Raw genomic sequence first — 23,120 nt, 5'->3', positions numbered from 1 at the left:
CTATCCTTATTTATAACGACCTTCATCAAAACGGTAAATTACCCCAACATTAGCCAGATGCACTTGAAAGATTTTACCTAGCTTGTCGGCTTTCTCGGTAGCAACATAACGATATCCGACATTCAGCGCATAATTTTCTGCAAAATTGTAAGTTAAACCGGCTGTCCCCTGGTAGGCAAAAACACTGTTTGAACCTGTAAAACGAGTTGTACCATAAGGGCCTTCGCTGTTTAATTTTGCATTAACCCAAGCATACCCAAGCCCAAGACCTAGAAATGGTTGAATGGAGGGGAGTACTGCCGGAAAATCATAATAAGCATTGGCCATTGCTAAAATGGCATTTGAATAACCACTTGGACTGGTTTGGTAAACGCCATTGATTTTGAAATTTTTAATGTTTGCATTGAGGTACGTAAGTTCTCCTTCATAACGCATGGGATTACTTTTATAGCCAATACTTCCTCCTGCATCAAAACCAGCCTGATAAGAAGCATCCGTTCGTGTAAGACTATACTGTGTGCGGCTGATATTATTGGGGATATAGGCATAACCACCGAAGACGCTTGAATATAAACCATCAATGGGAGTTGCTGCCGCCGCCATATGAGTGGCAAGTAATGCGGTAGAAACAAGAATAATTCTCATGACACTCCTTGTTATCCATCTTAAAATCATTCCATGTTAGCGATTTGGCTTTTTTTTGCAAGCAACTCTGCTTGAGTTTTACTATTTTATTGTCGACCAATAATGATTGCCACAAAATGAGAACCTGATTTCAGAGTTGCTAGACTGAGGCTAAAAGCTTTGATTTTAGAGCACTGTAGTGCAGAAAACCGAAGATTTTAGCCCTGCTAGTTAGACGATGCAGATAGGTTCTTATTTCGTAAATCCTGAAGTAATGGGGTAACGCCAATCGCGCCCAAATGCACAGGAACTGATTTTAATGCCTGGTGCTGACTGGCGCCGTTTATATTCGTTGCGCGTAATGAGTTTAATGACCCGCTGCACGATATCTAACGGATAACCACGTTCACTAATTTCTTCCGCACTTAAATTATATTCCATGTAGTAGGTAATAATGGCATCCAGAATTGTATAGTCGGGCAACGTATCCTGATCCGTTTGATTTTCAGCTAATTCTGCAGAAGGGGCGCGCGTAAACACTCTTTCGGGAATAACCGCTGAAATTGAGTTTCGATAGCGTGCAAGGGCATAAACTTGTGTTTTCAAGACGTCTTTTAAAACAGCAAACCCTCCCACCATGTCCCCATATAAGGTTGCGTAGCCCACGGCAGCTTCGCTTTTATTACTGGTTGTTATGACCATGTTTCCAGTTTTATTAGAAAGAGCCATGAGCAAAAGCCCGCGTATGCGTGCTTGCATATTTTCCTCAGTAACATCGGGTGGTAAGCCGGTAAAAGAAGCGGCAAGTGTTGTAAGTAGTGTCTTAAACGCTGGTTCTATGGATAAAGTGGTGTGTTGAACTTGTAAGGTATTCAATTGTTGCATTGCATCTTCCAGGCTCATGGCGGCAGTATAGCGCGAGGGCATCATCACGGCATGAACGCGTTCGGCACCAAGAGCATCAACGGCAATGGCCAGTGTTAAAGCGGAATCAATTCCCCCTGACAAACCAAGAAGAACACCAGGAAAACCGTTTTTTTCAATATAATCTCGTAAACCGCAGACCAATGCCTGATAAATCAAAGCTTCTTGCACTAATAGCGGTGTAATCGTACCTTGTAGGTGGTGATTCTTGAATTGGATGGTTTGCAAGTGTTCCGTGAAAGCAGGCGCTCGGGCCATGACTTGTCCTTCATGATTCATTGCCAAAGATTGGCCATCAAATAAAAGCTCATCTTGTCCTCCTATTTGATTGACATAAACAATAGATAGGCCTTGCTTTGCATAATGACGCAACAAGGTTTCGCGTTGCGAGTATTTTTCATAATCAAAAGGCGAGGCATTAATACAAATCATGAGATCTGTTTTGGCTTGAATCAACTGGTCCACCGGCCCTGTTTGCCATAGGTCTTCACAAATGCATAACCCTAGCTGATAGCCTTTAACAACCCATACACAAGGGTTGGCTTTTCCGGCTGTGAAATAACGCTCTTCGTCAAATACGCCGTAGTTGGGAAGCATTTGCTTATGATAGTGAGCGATACACATTCCTTTGTGCAGGACGCTGGCGGCATTAAAACGCTGTTCATCGTGAAGGGATGGATGACCGATAACAACATAACAATGCTGCGTATTTTTCTGTATTGTCTCTAAAGCTTGTTCAACTCGCCTATATAACTCATGGCGAAAAAGGAGATCCTCCGGTGGATACCCAGTAATGGTTAATTCCGGAAAAACAATGACATCATGGTGCTCTTGATGAGTCTGAATGACGTTAATTATTTTTTCAGTATTGGCTGTAATTGCACCGACGGTAGGATTAATTTGAGCCATGAGTAAAGTTAATGCTTGTGGCATGTTGCAATAGTTACCCAAAAACAAGGAATGATTATTTTATACTAAATAGAATAAATTTACCCAAGTATGCCCATTTTTTGTTAAAATAGATGGTTTGACTCAGAGTCCATCGTAAGGCTCTTAAATTCAGGTTCTTCATTATGTTGAGAGCAGCTTTGGCTCGGATGGCCGATGTGTTTCCGAATTATGTATTAAATCGAGGACAAGATTATCAGAGAAAAGGTTATGTGCTGAACGTCCGTTTAAGTGATGGCTTAATTAAAGCACGTGTCAAAGGGGATTCCAGCCAAATTTATAATGTGCATTTTGATTTAAAAACCTGGCCTGGTAGAGCTGCACAATGCAGTTGTTCTCATCATACAAATTGTGAGCATGCAGTTGCTTGTTTATTTGAGTTACAGAGTAAGGAAAACCCGAACACCACTTTTTCGCAGCCGCAATGGAGTTATCCAACCGATACGACGGTCTTGAATGCTGAAGAAGTTGAATGGTATTCCCGTCTTGATGAGCATGGTCAGAATTTTTTTTCTTATCAGTTAGGTATTCTGATTGATAGTAAACCGATCAGTATTGTGCCATTAGTGACGGATTTGATTACCCGCTGGGATGAGAAAACGCTTGAAAGTTTATCCGATGATTTGATCGTTAAATTGCCATTAGAGTTAGGTAAAATATTGAAGATCAAGTTAGCACGCATTAAGCCTTTATTGCGAATTTTATTGCAGTACAGCTTAGGAGGAACAGCAAAACAACAGGAGTTGCCTATTAAACGTTATCAACTGCTGTTGATGATGGAAGCAGAACAGGCTTTGGCTGTCACAAGAAATAGATGGCAGGCGACAGAAGACTTACGCACGAAACTGCAGCAGTTGCTGAACATTGACTCTTTGCCTGAAGCGGCAGTACCTAAAGGATTAAAAACACAATTGCGGGATTATCAACAGCAAGGTTTGGATTGGTTGCGATGTTTATCGCAATATCAGTTTGGAGGGGTACTTGCCGATGATATGGGGCTAGGAAAAACCGTGCAAACGCTTGCTCTTTTGCAGCATGAGAAAGAGCAAGGTAATCTTAAGAGTGCAAGTCTTATTCTTGCCCCTACCAGTCTTATGGGAAACTGGTTTGCAGAGGCCAAACGTTTTACTCCGGATTTAAAGGTTTTAATATTTCATGGTACAGAACGTCATCGCGATGAATTTAATGATTATGATTTGATTATTTCAACCTATGGTTTGGTGCAACGTGATAAAAAGCGTTTCCTTAACTATGCATTTAATTATCTTATCCTGGATGAAGCGCAATTTATTAAAAATGCGCGTACAAAAACCACTCAGATAGTTCAACAGCTTCAGGCGACGCACCGCCTTTGTCTAACGGGAACTCCTGTGGAAAATCATCTGGGTGAGTTATGGTCACTTTTCAATTTCTTAATGCCTGGTTTTTTAGGAGGAGCCAGACAATTCAAGCAGATTTTTAAAACACCGATTGAAAAATATGGTGATCAGGAAAAGAAAGAATTATTAACCCACAGAATACAGCCATTTTTGTTGCGTCGTACAAAAAATGAAGTGGCGAGTGAATTACCGCCAAAAACCATGATGACTCGTACTATTGAATTAACGGGCTCTCAACGAGATTTGTATGAGGCAATTCGTCTGAGCATGGAGAAAAAGGTAAGAGATGCTATTGCACAGCAGGGGTTGGGTAAGAGTCATATTGTATTGTTGGATGCTCTGTTGAAATTGCGGCAGATATGTTGTGATCCAAGACTGTTATCTTTGCCTCAGGCAGAAATGGCTTATGGAACCTCAGCGAAACTTGAGGCATTAATGGAATTGCTTGAAAACCTGATGGAAGAGAGACGAAGCGTTCTGGTATTTTCTCAATTTACATCGATGCTCAAATTGATTGAAAAAGAATTGCAGGAACGTCAGTTTGAATATCTAAAACTGACTGGTGATACGCGAAATCGAGCGGAGGTAGTACAAGACTTTCAAGAAGGAAAGGTAGCTATTTTTCTCATCAGTTTGAAAGCAGGGGGTACGGGATTAAATTTAACTCGAGCCGATACTGTTATTCATTATGATCCTTGGTGGAATCCGGCAGTTGAAGAACAGGCAACCGATCGTTCCCATCGTATTGGCCAGGAAAACCCAGTATTTGTTTATAAGTTAATTGCTGAAGGGACGGTAGAGGAAGCCATTTTGCGAATGCAGGAAAAAAAGCGAGCATTGGTGACGGGAATCTTGTCCATGCAGGAATCCGGAAAATTAGTGCTTACTGAAGAAGAGATTGCAGCATTTTTTGCGCCACTTTCATAAAAGTACTATTACTGTTTCCATTTAATTTTGATAGGTTGGGTGGTATCAATGTTTTTCTGTCATCCCCACTTCATCTGTTGTTATTCCCGCGAAGGCAGGGAGCCATTCTGAACAGAACATAGAGCCACATTAACATGGTTTCCGATTTCGCGGGAATGACAGATAATTTGTCAAAATTAAGAACCACATTGTTCACAACGAGCATTGGCGTTAAGGTTTTAGAGTCTGTTTATACAGATCCTGATTTTTCAGATTGAAAAAAAATCCGTCATCGCCTATTCTCTTATCTCTTTCTTTCCTATCTAAAGAACAATTGGAGATTACGTTATGAAACAGTGGAAACAATGCTTTTTGCTGGTTTTGGCTGTGTTGTATCTGCCATCTGGTTTTGCTCAATCTCTAACCGGTCTTTGGACAACCATGGATGATAAAACAGGTAAGAAAAGAGCGGTGGTTCGCCTTAATCTTGATGATGGTGTTTTAAGTGGTACCATCGTTCGTGTGTATAAGCAACCTGAGGATACAGGTATTTGTTCCAAATGTCCTGGTCAGTTTAAAAACCAGCCAATTGAAGGATTAACTTTTCTTTGGGGCTTGAAAGACAAAGGTAAAGGTGTTTGGGAAGGTGGTGAAATCCTGGATCCAAAATCTGGTAAAGTCTATAAAGCCAAGTTAACAGAGAAAGGTGACAAGTTATATGTTCGCGGTTACGTTGGGCTTTCCATGCTTGGAAGAACCCAAGTTTGGTTACGTGCGAAGCAATGACTTGCATGATGGTAAAATGCATCATTCAAGTTACAATAATGTTTTAGATCATAATTATTAGTATTATGTTAGATGTACAGTCGCGGAAAAAAACATCTGATCCATTGAAGCGGCCGCCTCATTCAATTGAGGCGGAGCAGTCAATCATTGGTGGGCTAATGCTTGAAAACCAGGTATGGGACAAGATTAGTTCCAAATTATGTGAAGCAGATTTTTATCGTACCGAACATAGAATTTTATTTCGCGTGATTCTTAGCCTTGCCAATAAAAGTCAGCCTTTTGATGTTGTCACCCTCCTGAATGCATTAAAGTCAACCAATGTTCTTGATGAAGCCGGCGGTGAAGCTTACTTGTTTGAGTTGGCAAATAATACGCCAAGTGTGGCCAATATTTCAGCCTATGCAGACATTGTTCGTGAAAAATCAGTCCACCGTCAATTGATAACCATTGCTAATGAAATTGCAGATTTGGCCTATAATCCCGTGGGACGGGAAGTCTCAGAACTGCTTGATTTTGCAGAGACTAAAGTGTTTGCAATTGCCGAGCAAACCACGACTGAGGGTGGGCCAGAGCCAATTAAATCCATTCTGGTGAAGGCGGTTGAACGTATCGATGAACTGTATCATAACGGTGATTCAATTACCGGATTGGCAACGGGACTTACGGATTTGGATAATCTGACCTCGGGTTTACAATCCTCGGATTTAATTATTGTTGCTGGTCGTCCTTCGATGGGTAAAACAACGCTTGTGATGAATATGGCTGAACATGCCGCAATCAAAGCGGGAAAACCTGTCCTGGTTTTCTCCATGGAAATGCCTGCTGATTCGTTGGCCATGCGAATGATGTCATCACTGGGGCGTATTGATCAGCATCATATTCGCACGGGTAAATTAGACGATGATGATTGGCCGAGGGTAACTTCTGCTGTGCATATGTTGTCTGAGGCGCCATTATTTATTGATGATACGCCAGCATTAAGTCCTGTGGAAATGCGTGCTCGTGCCAGACGACTCATGAAAGAACATGGTCAGTTGGGACTCATCGTCGTTGATTATCTACAGCTTATGAAAGTTCCAGGCTTTAAAGCTGATAACCGCACGGCAGAGATTTCTGAAATTTCTCGTAGTTTGAAATCTTTGGCAAAAGAACTGAATGTACCAGTCATTGCCCTGTCTCAGCTTAACCGTAGTTTGGAACAACGCCATGACAAACGTCCCATCATGTCGGATTTAAGAGAGTCGGGGGCCATAGAGCAAGACGCTGATCTCATTTGTTTTATTTATCGGGATGAAGTCTATAATGAAGACAGTCCAGATAAAGGAACGGCAGAAATTATTGTTGCCAAACAACGTAATGGCCCAATTGGCAAAGTTCGGGTTGCTTTTCTGGGTAAATACACTCGCTTTGAAGACTTGGCATTTAATGGTTATCAAGGGATAGATTAACGTGACCAGGCCTACTCGTGTCTACATTGATTCTACGGCATTGTTACATAACGTTCGTTGTGTAAAATCTTATGCACGCGGTAAAGACATTATTGCGATGGTGAAAGCCAATGCTTATGGTTGTGGACTAGCGGCTGTTTTACCTGTTCTTGATGGCCAGGTTAATGCATTTGGTGTCGCTTCATTAGAAGAAGCAATGAAGCTTCGGAATTTGGGTAGCCGCAGCGAATGCGTGCTGTTTCAGGGAGTATTTGGCGCTGATGAATTGTATCATGTTGCCAGTCAACGATTGCAATGCGTCATTCATCAGAAGCGGCAATTGCAATGGATTCTTGATACACCGCTTCCTCAAACAATTCGTGTATGGGTTAAAGTGAATACTGGTATGCATCGTTTGGGTTTTTTCCTAACGAAGTACCCAATATTATGGCCGCGTTGCTTGCTTGTCCGTGGGTTGATAAAAATATTGGTTTAATGACTCATTTGGCTTGTGCTGATGAGCCTTCTAAAGTCAGCAACCAGCAACAACTGCAAACATTTCAGGAATTATCTTTGACTTTTTTTGAGCATTCGCAAAGTATTGCAAATTCCGCGGCAATCATGGCTTTGCCGGAGTCTCACGCGGACGTTGTGCGTCCTGGCATCATGTTATATGGAGTTTCGCCTTTTGCTCATAGCACGGGAAGAGAGCTTGGATTGATGCCAGTCATGCATTTTATCTCTTCAATCAGTGCAATTCATCGATGTCCCCCTGCCTCTCCTGTTGGTTATGGCGGGATATGGCAAAGTGATAAGTCTTCTATCATTGGTATCGTGCCGGTAGGGTATGGAGATGGTTATCCTCGCCATGTGTCACAGGCATCCATCTGGGTAAATGGTTTTATGGCGCCGGTGGTTGGGCGTGTTTCCATGGATATGTTGATGATTGATTTGACTCATTGTCCTAATGTGCAAGTGGGCGATGCAGTGGAGTTATGGGGTAGAAATATTCCGGTTGAGCATGTGGCGCGAGCTGCGGGGACGATTGCGTATGAGTTACTGTGCCAGGTATCGCCACGGGTTCGTTTATAAGTGGAAACATTTCTTAAAAGTCGTCTATAGTTCAATATTGTCTTCTTGAGGTGGGATGATGGATAATTTCTATCCTTGATGCTAGAATGTCCGTCGTTTTTGCAAACAATTAAACAGGTGAATTAAAATGAAAAAATTAATAGTAGCCTCCTTGTCGTTATCAGTCTTTCTTGCTGGGTGTGCACAAGTGACGAATGAAGGTGTTGGCACGGTAACTGGTGGCGTAGTGGGTGGCTTGTTAGGCAGCCAGTTTGGTGGCGGTTCTGGTAAAGTCGCTGCAGCAGCTGGTGGTGCTTTGCTGGGCGCGTTCCTTGGTGGCAAAATAGGCCAATATATGGACCGTCAAGATAGAATGGAAATGCAGCGTGCGTTAGAGACAGCACCCACCGGTAAAGCAATATCTTGGAAAAACCCGGATACAGGCAATCAATACACTGTGAAGTCAACTCGCACATATTACAGCAATCAGCAACCTTGCCGTGAGTACATTACCAATGCAATGATTGGTGGTAAAAGTCAGCAGATTTATGGAAAAGCCTGTCGGCAGGCGGATGGTTCCTGGCGAGTTGTCAGCTAAGTTTGAAGCAGTGGATCTTTTAGCAGAAGGCTTTGATTACACCAAATCAAGGCCTTTTGTTTTTCTCGGTAATGATTTGTTAATTTGTCCTTTTTATTTCTCCTCACGTTTTTTATTCCTGTTTAAATAATAGAATGCGGCAAAGTCCCTTGTTATTTTGTGCTAAAATTGTACATAAAGGTGCTAGCGTTTGGGTTCACTATCAGCTATTAGCAATATAACGAATGCGGCTAATTCATTACTGCTAATACAAATACAAGGAGTGTGGCATGTCTCAGTTACTGCATTCAATTTTGCCGCAACCAAGACGTCCTATTGTTTACATTCATCCTGATGTGAGTGTTGCTCAGTGCGTTGAGCTGATGATTCAGGATAATATTGGGGCGTTGGTTGTAACAGATGATGAAAATTTACTTGGCATGGTCAGTGAAAGAGATATCGTTCGCTCTCTGGTGCATAAGGGGCTTGCGCCACAATCGACTAAAGTTTCAGACATCTTGCATGCAAATGTTAGTGTATTGCAAATAACGGATACCGTAGAAAAAGCCATGGAAGTCATTACCATGACCAAACGCCGGCATATTTTAGTGGCTGAAGAGGGTCAATTGGTTGCTCTTGTTTCTATTGGTGATCTTTTGTTTAGTTTGCTGGAGGACAAGGCGCGAGTGATTGAAGAGTTACAGAATTATATACATACTTATTAGGTAATAGAGCGGACAACCCTGCATAATCTGCTGGGGGAAATATAAAAAGGGGGCTATTTTGGAACCGAATGAGATACCTGATGTTCCAGCGGAAATACCAGATGCAACGCCGGAAGAGTCGCCGTCTTTACCGGAGCCTGCTGAGCCATTATCACCTGATACACCTGAACCTGAACCCATTGAAACCCCAGAGCCGTCTCCAATAGAAACTCCGGTGGATCCCGGTTCAAGCATGAAAGGAAGGTATTCAGTGAAGCGGTTATAAAATTTTTGCAAAAGCTAGGGTAAAGCAAAGTGCCAATCCATAGTTTTAGATAATTCTTCTAACATGATTTCTCCTCGAATGCTATTGCCTTTGGTGTTCACACGCGGACTTAAGACAACAATGCCGGCTTTACCGGGAAGTACGGCAAGGGTATACCCTGATACCCCACTTTTGGCAGGCATGCCGGTACGCACCATATGAGTTCCCGTTTCATCATATAATCCACAGGTTGCCATAATAGCCAGAGTAATTTTACAAGTCTCTATGGATATGATTTGTTTACCTGTCATGAAATCCTTACCATAATTGGCGAGTAAGCTTGGCAGATACAAAACTTGCTCTATAAGCGCTTCATAAGAACATAAGGAAAAATATAAATCGAGCGTTTCATGGACATTGGTTGCTAAATTATGGCGACTATGTAGCAAATAAGCGAGAGAGCGGTTACGATCGCCGGTGCGTTTTTCAGAAGCAAACACCAAAGGATTGATTCGTAAACGTTGATTGAAGAGTTTTTCGGTCCAATGTTCTAACCAGGCAAATTGTTGTTCTCCTGTGCCGGGAATGTGTGAGCAAAGTGTAATTGCTCCGGCATTAAGCATGGGATTGGATGGTTTTGGTCCAAATTGTTCCAGACGTGTGATGGAGGCAAAATCATCGCCTGACGGTTCTACCTTCACCCATTCAAATAATTGCTTGGCGCCAACGTCTTCGAGAAGACCGATCAATGGGATCAATTTGGCTGCACTTTGCAAAGTGACTGGTGGCAGGGGTGAATTGCTATATACTATTGGCTCACTACCAAGGGGGGCCACTGCAATCGCGGTGATTTCTTTATTCACATTAGCCAGTTCAGGAATGTAATTTGCTACATTACCTTCTTGGTTTTTTTCTGCATGACTTACTATTTTTTTAAGCAGTGCTGCCGTAAGTTTGTGTGGCGTCATAGTTCCCTCGATATTAAAAAATACTCTATGTTAGTGCAAAAGCAAAGTTTGCAGTAAGCGACCAATATCGTTAGAACGCATCAGTGTCTCACCAATCAGGAAGGCATGAATGCCATGAGATTGTAGATACTCAATATCTTCACGTGTGTGAATACCGCTTTCGCTTATCACTATTTTTTCAGAAGGAATGCAAGATTTTAAATCAATACTGCGTCTAATATCTGTATTAAACGTGTGCAGACTACGATTGTTTATCCCTATGAGCGGTGTGGGCAACAGTAATGCTCGTTCCAGTTCCTCTTGCGTGTGGCTTTCAACAAGCACAGCCATATTTAGTTCTAATGCCAGTTGACAATATTCTTGCAGCTGAACATCATCCAGCATGGCTACAATTAATAAGATACAGTCTGCTCCTAACGCACGACTTTCATAGAGCTGGTAGGGATCAATAATAAAATCTTTGCGCAGTATCGGTAGAGAGCAAAGAGACTTGGCAATGGCCAGATAAGACGGGTCGCCCTGAAAATAATGGATATCGGTTAATATCGACAGACAGGCGGCACCATGTTGTGCATACAGTTTTGTAATGGTAGCCACATCAAAATCTTCACGAATGATTCCCTTACTTGGTGAGGCTTTTTTTATTTCGGCAATGATGGCAGGTTTATTTGATTGCAGTGCAGCCACAAAATTACGTACAGGCAAAGGAGCATCATTAATGAATGTTGCAAGAGGCCGAAGACGCTTGGCTTTTGCCACTTCTTCTTTCTTATGAGCCGCGATTTTATTAAGAATACTATTCATGGTTGTTATCACATTGAGTTAGTGCTTTTAATTGCATAAATCGTTTATAAGCTAAGCCGCTATCAATAGCTATGGCGGCTTTATGGATGGCTTCCTCATAGGTAAGGCAGAGGTTAGCGCAATACAAAGCTGCGGCGCTGTTCAGTAAAATAATGTCACGAGCGGGACCCGCATGTCCGGCAAAAACAGATTCTGCTAACGCCAAACTTTGTGCCGGTGTTTCAACCACAATGTCATCCAGACTGGCATGCGCGCAATGATATTTTTTCGGGTCAATGCTCCATTCTTTAAATTCTCCATGAACGTATTCTACGACGTCGGTGATGGCACAGATACTGATTTCATCCAGATGATCTCGGGAATGGATGACCAGTGTACGCTCACTGCCTAAATTTGCCAGTACGTTCGCTGTAGGTTTTAGCCAATGATGGGCGTAGACACCAACCACTTGTTTTTTAACGTTGGCTGGATTTAGTAATGGACCCAGCAAATTAAACAAGGTACGTATGCCTAACTGTTGGCGGGCATGGCGTGCATGTTTGAGAGCTTGATGGAAATGAGGGGCAAATAAAAAAGCAATGTTGCATTCTTGCATACATCGCTTTAAGCCATTATCCGACAGATTAAGTTTAAAACCAGCATGCAATAATAAATCTGCGCTGCCACTTCGGCTTGAGACAGAATGATTACCATGTTTGGCAACATGCGCTCCTGCAGCGGCTGCAACAAAACTGCTGACGGTTGAAACGTTAAAGGTATTGCGACCATCACCACCTGTGCCAACAATGTCAATCAGATCATTGCCCAAATCAATAGAGTGGGCAAATTGTTGCATAACATGAGCGGCTGCGGTTAATTCTTCGGCTGTTTCGCCTTTCATCCGCATGAGCGCTAGGAAAGCAGCGATTTGAATATCATGTAATCGTCCTTCCATGCAATGCTTGATGATCTGTTGCATTTGGGACGTGGATAAATGCTCGCCACTAATCAATTGTTCAAATACTTGCTTTATGTTCATACTGCAAAAAATTGGTTAATAACTGTAACCCATGCTCGCTTAAGATAGCTTCTGGGTGGAATTGTAGACCATATAATGGATATTGACGATGAGAAATTGCCATGATGGTTTCATCGGCCCAGGCGTCGATAGCAAAGCATGCTGGTAATGTGTTGATATCTGCGACTAGAGAATGGTAGCGAGTTGCAAGAAAATGGTTGGGGATTCCTTGAAACAGACCTTGTTTGTGATGATAAATATTGGATGTTTTACCATGCATGATGGAGGGGGCTTGGATGATTTTTCCACCAAAAGCATGTGCGAGGCATTGATGACCAAGACAAATACCAAGAATAGGAATCGTTTGATAAAAATGTTTAATGGCCGATAAGGAAATACCAGCATCTTCTGGCGCTTTCGGGCCTGGAGAAATCACCAAGTAATCAGGGGATAAACGGGCAATGTCATTAACGGTGATTTTATCATGTGGATAAATGAATACCTCTTGTTCTAGGCATTGAAAATATTGAACAAGGTTATAGGTAAAAGAATCATAATTATCAATAATTAATAGCATGATTTAATTAAAGATATCACTGATGTCTATAGGATAATAAGCATTCCACAATTGGATGATTAAATCATCCAGATAGGCAGGAAAAGCATGGTATCCGCTGGCATAATTATTTTCAAGAAGCAGCTGGGCCGATAGATTATGGGCATAAAAAATAGGGTCAATAAAATGCAAGAGAGTTGGGTGTTTTAAGGAAAAATTAATGGCCATACGCTGACAGAGCACGTTTTCTCCGTTAAAGTGTTCGCCTATTTCATCATCAGCTCCCATATTGGCAAGATAGGCATGTTTGCAATCTTCCTGTGTTAAAAATTGCGATAATACATTTGCTTTTCCTGTAGCAGTAACAATACAAAAAGCTTCTTTTACACAATCTTTAATGGTGTCCGAGTGGGACGTATGCAACGTTTGTACGCCTAAGTTCTTCGCTTTTTCCAAGCGCTCCCATGATGGATCAATGACCGTAATTTGTGATGTTTCTTTTAAAAGATACTTAACGATGCCGTGACCAACTTTGCCAAAACCAAATACCACAAATGATTGATGGGTAATATTTTGCTTGGTTTTTTCTTTAATAGCACGTATAAATCCTTCGCCTGTACCGTACATACCTTCCAGTTTTTTTAAATTGGAATCATCGACATTGATCACTGGGAAAGGGAGGGGTATTCGTTTATAACGTTCACCACCACTTTGTGTTAGTTCGACGATTCCTTTCTTGATGGTGATTTTCTTCATGTCCAGAACTTCAGCACAACAATCCAGAGCAATATCAAATTCACCTTGCACGTCGGCATGATCTGCAATAAAAGGAATACCAAGTTGAGCGAGTAATGAGACAATGGATGGTTCTGGAGGAATGGGTAGAAATTTCGTGTGCGTCACGGTTAATTCTGCTCCTGCGGCCAGAAGCGATTCCAGTTTCACGAGTGTTTCGTACGTTAACGGAATATTGTGCAATATCTTCACACCGGCTAAAGAGGGCTTTTTTAACCATTGTTGTTTCAAGTTGGATAAAAGTCTTGCTTCTTGTTCAGAAAAAATGGCGAGATTGTGTTGAGCCAATAAAGAAAAATCGTTCTGCCGATGCATGCTGAAATGGCCTTACCAATAAGTTTGACTACGAATTATATGTTTTCGTAATTTTTTAGGCAAATAAGCTGAAAACTCTTATGACATACAGAAGCAGAAAGCTAATAGGTCGATAATGCAATGAGGCGTTAGATAAAATGCATCAACAAAGATTTTAAGTGGTTCTTCACTTTCTGTATGGAGTAATTTTATATTATTTTGTCTTGAAATATAAAATAGTTATTATTGAAGCATAAGGCTTTGGCCTTACTTTTTTAAAATGGCAAAAATTATAGTGAAAATTCTTCACCGAGATACACAGAGCGTACTTGCTGATTGGCAAGAATGGTTTCGGGAGCACCTTCGCAAAGAATTCTGCCTTGACTGACAATGTAAGCTCGTTCACAGATATCCAATGTTTCACGAACGTTGTGATCAGTGATTAATACTCCAATGTTTTTATCACAAAGATGTAAAATAATTTTTTTTATATCGAGCACAGAAATGGGGTCAACGCCTGCAAAAGGTTCATCAAGCAGAATAAACGCAGGTTCTATGGCGAGTGCGCGGGCGATTTCAACGCGTCGTCGCTCACCTCCTGACAAACTCATGCCAAGACTTTTTGTTAAGTGAGAAATATGAAATTCTTGTAGTAACTGTTCTAGTTTATTCTGACGTTGCTTGTTATTTAAATCGCGCCGCAGTTGTAAAATAGCCATGATGTTTTCAGTGACAGTCATTTTGCGGAAAATGGATGCTTCTTGCGGTAAGTAACCAATGCCCAGACGGGCACGTTGATGCATCGCTGTTTTGGTAATATTTTCTCCGTTTAAAAGAATTTGTCCTTTATCACAAGACTGTAAGCCAACAATCATATAAAAACATGTTGTTTTACCTGCTCCATTAGGACCTAATAATCCCACACATTCTCCTCGACCGATACGTATGCTGACATCATTGACCACGGTTTTTGATTTGAATGATTTTTTTAAATGAAGTGCTAATAACTCACTCATGACTTTTTCTCTGGATAAATAGTAATGACCGTACGGGCTTTTTGATCGCGGTGAGTTAATACATGTTGACGCTCGGTGTCATAGGTGATTTTAGGGGCCAGAAAAGAATTTTGACCCTGCTCAATGCGGGCTTGACCTATCAACTCGATAAGATGGCGTTCCGGATAATAGTAAATTTCATTGGCGTAGGCATGAAGCGGAGGTTTATCCGGTGCAGTAAGCGTCCAATAATGCGCTTGCTCTTCCTTATTTCCTTTGGCAACGGCGCGTATTAATTTATTGTCTGAATTACCTTGCGTGATGGCTTCGGCTGCACGTAAATGGGTAGAGCCTTGATCAAGTTCTACATGACCAATATAAATTCCAAGATGCTTTTCCTGATTAAGATCGGCTGAATCTGCACGTAATTGTAATACTTGCTGGCGATCTTCAGGTAAGGCAAAAGCAGCATTGGCTGCTATAAAAAAAATAAAAACAGTAAGAATTTAGGCAAACTCAAACTTACGATGGCTATGTATGACCTAGCCATGTTGTGGATCATAGGTACCTCTGGCTTGGTTTAACAATTGCACGCGTTTTTCTGCAAGATAAGCTTTCATACCGGTTGATTGGACAATATTACCAGGCTGCTGGTAAGTGACTTCTTTGTCGGTAATTGCCAACTTGTCTTTTGGAAAATAAATCATTTCTTCTGTTGTGAGCGTGCTTTCTGGTGTCTGCCCATGTTGAGATTGATGGATAATAACGTTTTTGTTGAACGTAATTTTCTGACCGCCATATAATGAAATGGCTTGCTTGGAGCGAATTTCCCAAGGCGATTCTTTTGCTTGAGTAATCATAATATGAGGTGTTTTTAACCAGTGTGTGTTGTCCTTTGGGATATGGCGCAATAAAGGGGTTTGCAGATAATTTGCCAATTCTCCATGAGCATCGTATTGACGAACCGTCAATTGACTGATGGTGGTATCAACGGTCGTCGATAATGTTTGAGCATCGAGTTTGATAGCAACGGCGGGCGTGCTTGCAAAATACCAACCTGAGCATGCAAGAGCAATGAGAGCTATGAATAGCCAAACAGCCTGCTTTCCGGCATTCATAGGCTAAAATACCCGTTCAATGCTTCATCGAATTTATTTTGTGCATTTAAAATATAATCACAAACTTCACGCACAGCACCGCGTCCGCCATGTTGCTGGGTCTGCCATATAGCAAACTCTTTTACTTGATTGACAGCGTTTGCCACGGCAATGCCCAAACCGACTTTACGGATGATAGGTATGTCCGGAAGGTCGTCACCAATATAGGCAAATGCCTCATCATTTAAGCCCAGAGACGCCTTCAATCGCTGATAGGCATCTTGTTTTTCTACCTGGCCTTTAAAATAGTGACGTATTCCTAATTGTTGCATTCGGTGTTCAATAACTGCGTTTTGTGATGTTGTGATGACAGCCACTTCAATACCTGCTGCCATTAACAATTTTAAACCCATGCCATCTTGGACATGAAAGGCTTTTAATTCATTGCCATGATTGTCAAGATAGAGGCGTCCATCTGTTAAAACACCATCAACATCGCAGATGACACATTTGATCTTTTTTGCTTTTTCTAACAATTCTTTCATTTTATTCTCATCGATTTAAAATACCCCCGCTCGTAACAAATCATGCAAATGCACTACCGCCAGAGGCCGTTTTTCCTTATCTATGACAATGAGCGAGGTGATGCTGTATTTTTGCATGATAGCCAGAGCTTCAGCAGCAAGCATACCTTGTGGAATAGTACGACAATTTCGAGACATGACGTCTTTTAGACGCGTTGTATTAATATCATGTTGTTGGGTTAATGTCCGACGCACATCTCCATCCGTATAGATACCGGCCAAGTACCCTTGGGTGTCCACCACGCAAGTCATTCCCAATTTTTTGGCAGTCACTTCTATTAATGCTTCACATACGGTTGCATCTTCATGAACAATAGGCAGTTCGTCTCCTGTATGGCTGATTTCATCAATGCGTAATAAAAGACGTTTGCCAAGGGTGCCAGCAGGATGAGATAAGGCAAAATCTTCGGCGGTAAATCCTCTTGCCTGCAATAAGGCAATGGCCAGCGCATCTCCCATGACTAATGAGACGGTTGTACTGGTTGTAGGAGCGAGTCCAAGTGGGCAAGCCTCTTGGCGGATACTGAGATCCAAATGGACATTGGCTGCTTTTGCCAAGAGGGATTCAGGATTACCACTGAGAGTAATCAATGGAACTTCCAGACGTTTCAATAAGGGAAGCAAAACAACAAGTTCGGCGGTATTCCCGGAGTTAGAAATAGCAACGACCGTGTCCTGGCGAGTAATCATGCCTAAATCGCCATGACTCGCTTCTCCTGGATGCATGAAAAACGCAGGGCTACCGGTGCTTGCAAAGGTTGCTGCAATCTTGCTGCCAATATGGCCTGATTTTCCCATGCCGGTCACAACGATTCGGCCTTTACAGGCAAGCAGTATTTCACATGCCTGTTCAAAGCGTTCATCGATTCGCTGTGTGAGTTCAAATACAGCCTGTGCCTCCGTTTCAATAACTGCAAGGCCAAGTTTGCAAAAATTCATATCCTCATCTAGCCTGTAAACGCCGGTTGAAAATAGTAACATATAATTACGAAAAAAGCAGCGATTGGCTAGTCAGGGTAATAGCTAGTGTTACTGGCGCGTCGAAATGAGGCGGATGGATCTGTTATCGATCTCTCGCTATACATGATATTCCGAGTATATAATGCTAAGGTATAGCAATTTAAAGAAAAATCTTATGCGCGATAATTTAGTGGAAATAACAAACCTGACGTTTTCCCACTCTTACGATAGCCGATTGATTTTTAAGGATATAAATATTAATGTTCGGCGTGGGAAAATAACAGCGATCATGGGGCCAAGCGGCAGTGGTAAAACCACCTTATTGCGTTTGATTGGTGGACTTTTAACGCCCAATGATGGACAAATTTTGGTGGATGGCTGTAATATTCATCAGCTTTCCCGCAAAAAATTACATGCAGCTCGACGGAAAATGGGATTATTATTTCAAAGCAGCGCCTTATTTACCCATTTGTCTGTTTTTGACAACGTGGCTTTTCCTTTAAGAGAGCATACCAATCTCAATGAAGCCATTGTACGTAACATCGTTTTAATGAAACTTGAAGCCGTAGGGTTGCGTGGGACAGCGCATTTAATGCCAGATGCCTTATCAGGTGGCATGGCAAGGCGAGTTGCTTTAGCCAGAACGATAGCGCTTGATCCCCAGTTGATGATGTATGATGAACCATTTACTGGGCAAGATCCAATTTCCATGGGGGTTCTGGTTCGGTTGATTAAGCGATTGAACCAATTGCTGGGTACAACAACCATCATTGTTTCACATGATGTGGATGAAACTTGTTCTATTGCTGATTATGCTTATTTAATTGCTGAGGGACAGGTGATTGGCCATGGTGAACCTCAAGAACTTCGACAATCTTCAAATCCGCAAGTCAAACAATTTATGCATGGTGAAGCTGATGGAGTGGTTCCTTTCCATTATCCGGCGCGGCCTTATATGGAGGAATTATTTGATGCTTGATATGATTGCGCGCCTTGGACAAAGCGGCCTTGGAATGCTCCAGATGCTTGGTAATTCGGCCCGATTTTTATTGCAAGTGTTGTTAAGAAAGCCGGATCTATCGCGGCTTTGGCCAGATTTAAGAATTCAACTTTATTATGCTGGTGTTTTATCCTGCTTGATTATCATTGTGTCTGCTTTATTTATTGGAATGGTTGTTGGTTTACAAGGGTATAATACACTTGAGAAATTTGGAGCCGACAGCCAATTGGGACAACTTCTGGCTTTAAGCATTGTGCGAGAATTGGGGCCTGTAATCAGTGCCTTATTATTTGCTGGTCGCGCTGGCTCAGCATTAACTGCTGAAATTGGCTTAATGAAAGCCACGGAGCAAATTGCAAGTATGGATATGATGGGAATCGATCCCCTAGGGCGCATTATTTATCCCAGATTTCTGGCTGGACTTATTGCCTTGCCGGTACTGACTTTAATTTTTTCGGCGGTTTCCATCTATGGTGGGTATTTAATCGGGGTAGAATGGTTGGGTGTTGATGGCGGCAGTTTTTGGTCTAATATGCAAGCGGCAGTAAATTTTCATATAGATGTCGTCAGTGGAATAATTAAAAGCGTCGTTTTTGCTTTCATAGTAATATGGATAGCAGTGTATCAAGGATTTGCCTGCATCCCAACAGCGGAAGGAATCAGTCAGGCAACGACGCGGACTGTGGTTTTTTCTTCGCTGGCAATACTAGGATTTGATTTTTTATTGACAGCGATGATGATTGGAGATTGGTAAATGAATAAGCAGCGATACATTGATATCAGCGTAGGTCTTTTTATGCTGCTAGGGCTGTTGGCTGTGTTTGTTATGGTCATGAAAGTAAGTGGAATGTCTGATTTTTCTTCTGCTGATGATTATCAGGTTACCGCTGAATTTACTGACATAGGTGGTTTAAAGGTACGAGCACCGGTGACTGTGGCTGGGGTGAAAATTGGCGAGGTTACCGCCATTGAGCTGCAGCCTGAACAATTGAATGCCAAAGTGACTATGTCTTTACGCCGCGATAAACCAATTCCTTACGAAGATAGTTCTGCACGTATCTTGACGGAGGGATTGCTTGGTTCAAATTACATCAGTATCGTCCCAGGTTTTGAGGATGACAGCAATAAAGAACATCCGTATTTACGTCAAGGAGACGTCATTGGCAAAACGCAAGAGGCAATTATACTTGAAAATCTGATCGGCCAGCTTTTGTTTAATATTAAAAAATAAATCAGTAATTACTTAAAATTAAAAGGTGATCTATGAAGCAAATTAAAGCCATAATGCTCATGCTGACGGTGTTCTTGACATCGGGAATTTGGGCTCAGTCTTCACCTATTCCTATGTTGGAAAATGCTGCAAATAAAATTATTGCAACACTCAATGAAAATAAATCCAGTCTGAAGAACAATCCGCAAGTCATACATCAAGCGGTAGAGCGTTACTTATTGCCTATTGTTGATGTTCAAGGCATGTCTCGTTCCGTGCTCGGTCGCCAGGCTTGGAATAAGGCTTCTGCTGCTGAGAGAAAACAGTTTACTCAGGAATTTACGCAATTAGTCATTCGTACTTATGCAAGTCCTTTGGCGGAATATACGGATGAAAAAGTCAAATTTTTACCTTTACGAAATTCCGTCGATGGCCGGTTTATTCGAGTAAATAGTATTATTGTGCGTTCAAACGGTCAGAATATCCCTTTAAGCTACAGTTTGATAGCAAAACAAGGACAATGGAAGATTTATGATTTAAGTGTTGAGGGAGTGAGTTTATTACAGAGTTTTCGCTCTCAGTTTGGTCAGGTTTTGCAAAATTCAAACATGCAAAATTTGATAACTCAGATGCGTCAACACAAGGCAGCTTGATGATGCAGCAATCGCTCGAATTTAAGCTGTCAAATGAATTAACATTTGATACCGTGGAATCTGATTACAAGCGACTGCTTAAGGCAATACAGGATAATGATACCAAGAATTTTTGCCTGGATTTGCAGCATGTCACTGAGTGCGACAGTGCCGGGTTAGCTTTATTAATTGAAGCCAAAAGATTGTGCAAGCAATATGACAAATCACTGTTGATTCATGGGATGTCAAAAGATATTTATGCTTTGGCAAAATTTGGTGGTGTGGAAGTAATGATAAATGATAAGCAATGAACAATTAGAACAGTATTTGAGTGCGACCGATGAGGTGGATTATGTGCGGGTAGAAGGGGATGGTTATCATTATCAGCTCACCGTTGTATCCGATGCATTTGTTGGTAAGCCAAAAGTCGCAAGACAGCAGTGGGTGTATGGTCAACTTAAAGATTATATTACGACAGGTCAGTTGCACGCATTAAGCATGAAGACTTGGACAAAAGAAGAATGGGAGAAGCAACATGGATAAGTTAATCATTAATGGTGGCAAGGCGTTGCACGGGGATGTGATTATTTCCGGCGCTAAAAATGCAGCATTGCCTATTATGGCGGCTACTATATTAGCCACTGATAATGTGACTATTTCGAATGTGCCTCATCTTAAAGATGTGACGACCATGATGGAACTATTAGGTCAACTGGGTGCTCATTTGGTCATTGATGAAAAAATGAATGTCCAGATTGATGCTGGTCATATTAATGAACTTGTGGCTCCTTATGAACTGGTAAAGACGATGAGGGCTTCTATTTTGGTGTTAGGCCCATTACTCAGTCGTTTTGGTCAAGCAGATGTGTCTTTACCAGGTGGGTGTGCCATTGGAACTCGCCCAGTTGATTTGCATTTAAAAGCATTAAAAACCATGGGAGCAGACATTACCGTTAAAAATGGTTTTATCAAAGCACGATGCCGAGAGGGGCGTTTACAAGGAAAAACATTGGTGTTTGATACCGTTACCGTGGGTGGAACAGAGAATGTCATGATGGCTGCTGTACTTGCAAAGGGAAAAACGATCATCAAAAATGCGGCTCGTGAACCAGAAATCGTTGATTTAGCTCATTTCTTGGTGCAAATGGGTGCAAATATTTCAGGAGCCGGGACGTCAACCATTGAAATTGAAGGCGTTGAATCTCTTAGTGGTGGTTCTTATGCAGTGATGCCAGATCGAATTGAAGCCGGTACTTACCTTGCAGCCGGCGCAGTTACCCGTGGGCAAGTGACTGTTCGGCGAGTTAAGCCAGATAATTTATTATCTTTGTTATGTAAATTTGAAGAAGCAGGTGCATCCATTACCATCGGGGAAGATTGGGTGACGTTGGATATGCATGGGATGCGCCCACAAGCGGTCAATATTGCAACCGCCCCTTACCCGGCTTTTCCTACGGATATGCAAGCACAATTTATGGTATTGAATTCAATTGCTGAAGGTTCTTCAACGATCGTTGAAACAATTTTTGAAAATCGTTTCATGCACGTTCAGGAATTACAGCGCATGGGTGCTCAGATTCGTTTGCATGGCAATACCGCTATGATCACAGGAATTGAAAAATTAACAGGCGCGCCAGTAATGGCGACAGATCTTCGTGCTTCTGCCAGCCTAATTTTGGCAGGATTGATAGCAGAGGGGGAAACAAGAGTTGAGCGCATTTATCATGTGGATCGTGGTTACGAACGGATTGAAGAAAAACTTTCGATGTTAGGTGCTGATATTAAAAGGTGTTCATTGTCGTGATTACGCGAGACAAGTTGGCAATCTATCTGCGAGATTATCTTGCGTGTGATAACTTCAATGATTATGCGCCAAATGGCCTGCAAATTGAAGGGAAAGAAACCATCGGTTTAATTTGCACGGCGGTGACTGCTTCGGAGGAAATTATACACAAGGCTTTGGCTTTGCAAGCGGACGCTCTTCTTGTGCATCATGGGTATTTCTGGCAAGGAGAGGCACAAATCATTACTGGCATGAAAAAGCGGCGCATTGGGCAGTTATTGAAAGGGGAAATTAATCTCTTTGCATATCATTTGCCATTAGATTGTCATCCTGACGTCGGGAATAATGCTTGCATCGCCGAATTGTTAGGCATAGAAGCAGTAGAAAAACATTGTGCTGGCAAAGTACCTAATCTTTTATGGTCTGGAAGATTCCCGCAACCAATTTCTGCTTATGAATTATCTCGCAATATTACTGAAAAATTAAAGCGAGAGCCTCTAGCAATCACCGTATCGGATAAACCGATTGAACGTTTAGCATGGTGCACTGGCGCTGCTCAGAACCTCATTGAAGATGCCTATCACCTTGGGGTAGATGCTTATTTAAGTGGCGAAATTTCTGAAAGAACATACTACCAGGCACAGGAGTTGGGAATTCATTATTTTGCTTGCGGCCATCACAGCAGCGAGCGCTATGGAATACAGGCTTTAGGTCAACATTTAAGTACAAAATTTGGTTTACGGCATCAATTTATTGATAGTGCCAATCCAGTTTAAAAAATGACAAAAATATCATCGGCTATGATGATTTATTTACAATGCAATACGTATTGTA

25 protein-coding genes and 2 pseudogenes are annotated in these 23,120 nt (G+C 41.8%); 15 read left to right on the top strand and 12 right to left on the bottom strand.

The features are described 5' to 3' along the window. Window positions 1-6 precede the first annotated feature (6 nt). Both LOA_RS08660 and LOA_RS08655 read right to left on the bottom strand, forming a co-directional pair. Complete coding sequence (locus tag LOA_RS08660) at window positions 7-645, bottom strand: outer membrane protein (RefSeq protein ID WP_025385988.1); 639 nt, start codon at window positions 643-645, stop codon at window positions 7-9. A gap of 231 nt (window positions 646-876) precedes the next feature. Then, window positions 877-2,481, bottom strand: a complete 1,605-nt coding sequence (locus LOA_RS08655) for an NAD+ synthase (RefSeq protein ID WP_025385987.1) — start codon at window positions 2,479-2,481, stop codon at window positions 877-879. Window positions 2,482-2,918: 437 nt separating this feature from the next. Between LOA_RS08655 and LOA_RS08650 the strand changes: the two are divergent. The 7 genes and pseudogenes from LOA_RS08650 to LOA_RS08620 form a co-directional block, all read left to right on the top strand. Next, window positions 2,919-4,802: pseudogene (locus LOA_RS08650) on the top strand (DEAD/DEAH box helicase); the annotation flags it as partial. 327 nt (window positions 4,803-5,129) lie between these two features. Continuing rightward, window positions 5,130-5,567 (top strand): DUF2147 domain-containing protein, encoded by a 438-nt coding sequence (locus LOA_RS08645; RefSeq protein WP_025385985.1) that lies wholly within the window; start codon window positions 5,130-5,132, stop codon window positions 5,565-5,567. Between the two features lie 65 nt (window positions 5,568-5,632). Continuing rightward, on the top strand, window positions 5,633-7,015 hold the full coding sequence (gene dnaB, locus LOA_RS08640) for a replicative DNA helicase (protein WP_025385984.1): 1,383 nt from the start codon (window positions 5,633-5,635) through the stop codon (window positions 7,013-7,015). Between the two features lies 1 nt (window position 7,016). Beyond that, a pseudogene (gene alr / locus LOA_RS08635) lies at window positions 7,017-8,020 on the top strand (alanine racemase); the annotation flags it as partial. 193 nt (window positions 8,021-8,213) lie between these two features. Further along, complete coding sequence (locus tag LOA_RS08630) at window positions 8,214-8,663, top strand: RT0821/Lpp0805 family surface protein (protein ID WP_025385983.1); 450 nt, start codon at window positions 8,214-8,216, stop codon at window positions 8,661-8,663. 269 nt (window positions 8,664-8,932) lie between these two features. Further along, window positions 8,933-9,367, top strand: coding sequence for a CBS domain-containing protein (locus LOA_RS08625; protein WP_025385982.1), 435 nt, complete (start codon window positions 8,933-8,935; stop codon window positions 9,365-9,367). A 58-nt stretch (window positions 9,368-9,425) separates the two neighbouring features. Continuing rightward, window positions 9,426-9,632, top strand: a complete 207-nt coding sequence (locus LOA_RS08620) for a hypothetical protein (protein ID WP_025385981.1) — start codon at window positions 9,426-9,428, stop codon at window positions 9,630-9,632. Window positions 9,633-9,646: 14 nt separating this feature from the next. On the opposite strand, the gene glsA is transcribed toward LOA_RS08620, so the two are convergent. The 10 genes from glsA to LOA_RS08570 all read right to left on the bottom strand — a co-directional run bounded on the left by glsA (window position 9,647) and on the right by LOA_RS08570 (window position 17,640). After that, window positions 9,647-10,579, bottom strand: a complete 933-nt coding sequence (glsA, locus tag LOA_RS08615) for a glutaminase A (RefSeq protein ID WP_025385980.1) — start codon at window positions 10,577-10,579, stop codon at window positions 9,647-9,649. Window positions 10,580-10,609: 30 nt separating this feature from the next. Next, window positions 10,610-11,383 (bottom strand): indole-3-glycerol phosphate synthase TrpC, encoded by a 774-nt coding sequence (gene trpC, locus LOA_RS08610; RefSeq protein WP_025385979.1) that lies wholly within the window; start codon window positions 11,381-11,383, stop codon window positions 10,610-10,612. After that, window positions 11,376-12,401, bottom strand: coding sequence for an anthranilate phosphoribosyltransferase (gene trpD / locus LOA_RS08605; protein ID WP_025385978.1), 1,026 nt, complete (start codon window positions 12,399-12,401; stop codon window positions 11,376-11,378). Before trpD ends, trpC begins: the two co-directional genes overlap by 8 nt. Further along, a complete protein-coding gene (locus LOA_RS08600; RefSeq protein ID WP_025385977.1) occupies window positions 12,379-12,957 on the bottom strand; it encodes an aminodeoxychorismate/anthranilate synthase component II in 579 nt (192 codons plus the stop codon). The genes trpD and LOA_RS08600 overlap by 23 nt, the downstream gene beginning before the upstream one ends. A 3-nt stretch (window positions 12,958-12,960) precedes the next feature. Continuing rightward, a complete protein-coding gene (locus LOA_RS08595) occupies window positions 12,961-14,046 on the bottom strand; it encodes an NAD(P)-dependent oxidoreductase (RefSeq protein WP_025385976.1) in 1,086 nt (361 codons plus the stop codon). Between the two features lie 269 nt (window positions 14,047-14,315). After that, a complete protein-coding gene (gene lptB / locus LOA_RS08590; protein WP_025385975.1) occupies window positions 14,316-15,041 on the bottom strand; it encodes an LPS export ABC transporter ATP-binding protein in 726 nt (241 codons plus the stop codon). After that, window positions 15,038-15,502, bottom strand: a complete 465-nt coding sequence (gene lptA, locus LOA_RS08585) for a lipopolysaccharide transport periplasmic protein LptA (RefSeq protein WP_420795676.1) — start codon at window positions 15,500-15,502, stop codon at window positions 15,038-15,040. Before lptA ends, lptB begins: the two co-directional genes overlap by 4 nt. 60 nt (window positions 15,503-15,562) lie before the next feature. Next, on the bottom strand, window positions 15,563-16,138 hold the full coding sequence (gene lptC / locus LOA_RS08580) for an LPS export ABC transporter periplasmic protein LptC (protein WP_025385974.1): 576 nt from the start codon (window positions 16,136-16,138) through the stop codon (window positions 15,563-15,565). Beyond that, on the bottom strand, window positions 16,135-16,662 hold the full coding sequence (locus LOA_RS08575; RefSeq protein ID WP_025385973.1) for a KdsC family phosphatase: 528 nt from the start codon (window positions 16,660-16,662) through the stop codon (window positions 16,135-16,137). Before LOA_RS08575 ends, lptC begins: the two co-directional genes overlap by 4 nt. Window positions 16,663-16,677: 15 nt before the next feature. After that, window positions 16,678-17,640 carry a KpsF/GutQ family sugar-phosphate isomerase gene (locus tag LOA_RS08570; protein WP_025385972.1) on the bottom strand — a complete coding sequence of 321 codons (963 nt, stop codon included), beginning with the start codon at window positions 17,638-17,640 and terminating at the stop codon, window positions 16,678-16,680. A gap of 196 nt (window positions 17,641-17,836) precedes the next feature. Between LOA_RS08570 and LOA_RS08565 the strand changes: the two genes are divergently transcribed. The 8 genes from LOA_RS08565 to LOA_RS08530 are packed head-to-tail and all read left to right on the top strand — an operon-like array spanning window position 17,837 to window position 23,062. Continuing rightward, window positions 17,837-18,640, top strand: coding sequence for an ATP-binding cassette domain-containing protein (locus tag LOA_RS08565; RefSeq protein ID WP_025385971.1), 804 nt, complete (start codon window positions 17,837-17,839; stop codon window positions 18,638-18,640). Next, a complete protein-coding gene (gene mlaE, locus LOA_RS08560; protein ID WP_025385970.1) occupies window positions 18,633-19,415 on the top strand; it encodes a lipid asymmetry maintenance ABC transporter permease subunit MlaE in 783 nt (260 codons plus the stop codon). The genes LOA_RS08565 and mlaE overlap by 8 nt, the downstream gene beginning before the upstream one ends. Next, entirely contained in the window at window positions 19,416-19,892 is a 477-nt protein-coding gene (mlaD, locus tag LOA_RS08555; protein ID WP_025385969.1) for an outer membrane lipid asymmetry maintenance protein MlaD, read from the top strand. A 32-nt stretch (window positions 19,893-19,924) separates the two neighbouring features. Then, complete coding sequence (locus tag LOA_RS08550) at window positions 19,925-20,524, top strand: MlaC/ttg2D family ABC transporter substrate-binding protein (protein WP_025385968.1); 600 nt, start codon at window positions 19,925-19,927, stop codon at window positions 20,522-20,524. After that, entirely contained in the window at window positions 20,524-20,814 is a 291-nt protein-coding gene (locus LOA_RS08545) for an STAS domain-containing protein (protein WP_237757991.1), read from the top strand. Before LOA_RS08550 ends, LOA_RS08545 begins: the two co-directional genes overlap by 1 nt. Further along, window positions 20,801-21,046 (top strand): BolA family protein, encoded by a 246-nt coding sequence (locus tag LOA_RS08540; RefSeq protein WP_025385966.1) that lies wholly within the window; start codon window positions 20,801-20,803, stop codon window positions 21,044-21,046. Before LOA_RS08545 ends, LOA_RS08540 begins: the two co-directional genes overlap by 14 nt. Continuing rightward, window positions 21,039-22,307: a UDP-N-acetylglucosamine 1-carboxyvinyltransferase gene (gene murA / locus LOA_RS08535; protein WP_025385965.1), complete on the top strand. Its 1,269-nt coding sequence runs from the start codon at window positions 21,039-21,041 to the stop codon at window positions 22,305-22,307. The genes LOA_RS08540 and murA overlap by 8 nt, the downstream gene beginning before the upstream one ends. Then, window positions 22,304-23,062: a Nif3-like dinuclear metal center hexameric protein gene (locus tag LOA_RS08530; protein ID WP_025385964.1), complete on the top strand. Its 759-nt coding sequence runs from the start codon at window positions 22,304-22,306 to the stop codon at window positions 23,060-23,062. The genes murA and LOA_RS08530 overlap by 4 nt, the downstream gene beginning before the upstream one ends. Window positions 23,063-23,120 lie beyond the last annotated feature (58 nt).

Origin of the sequence: Legionella oakridgensis ATCC 33761 = DSM 21215, from assembly GCF_000512355.1 — a bacterium.
GTDB lineage: Bacteria > Pseudomonadota > Gammaproteobacteria > Legionellales > Legionellaceae > Legionella_A > Legionella_A oakridgensis.
Note: the sequence above shows the minus strand (reverse complement) of the source record. Positions and strands in the feature narration are given on the sequence as shown.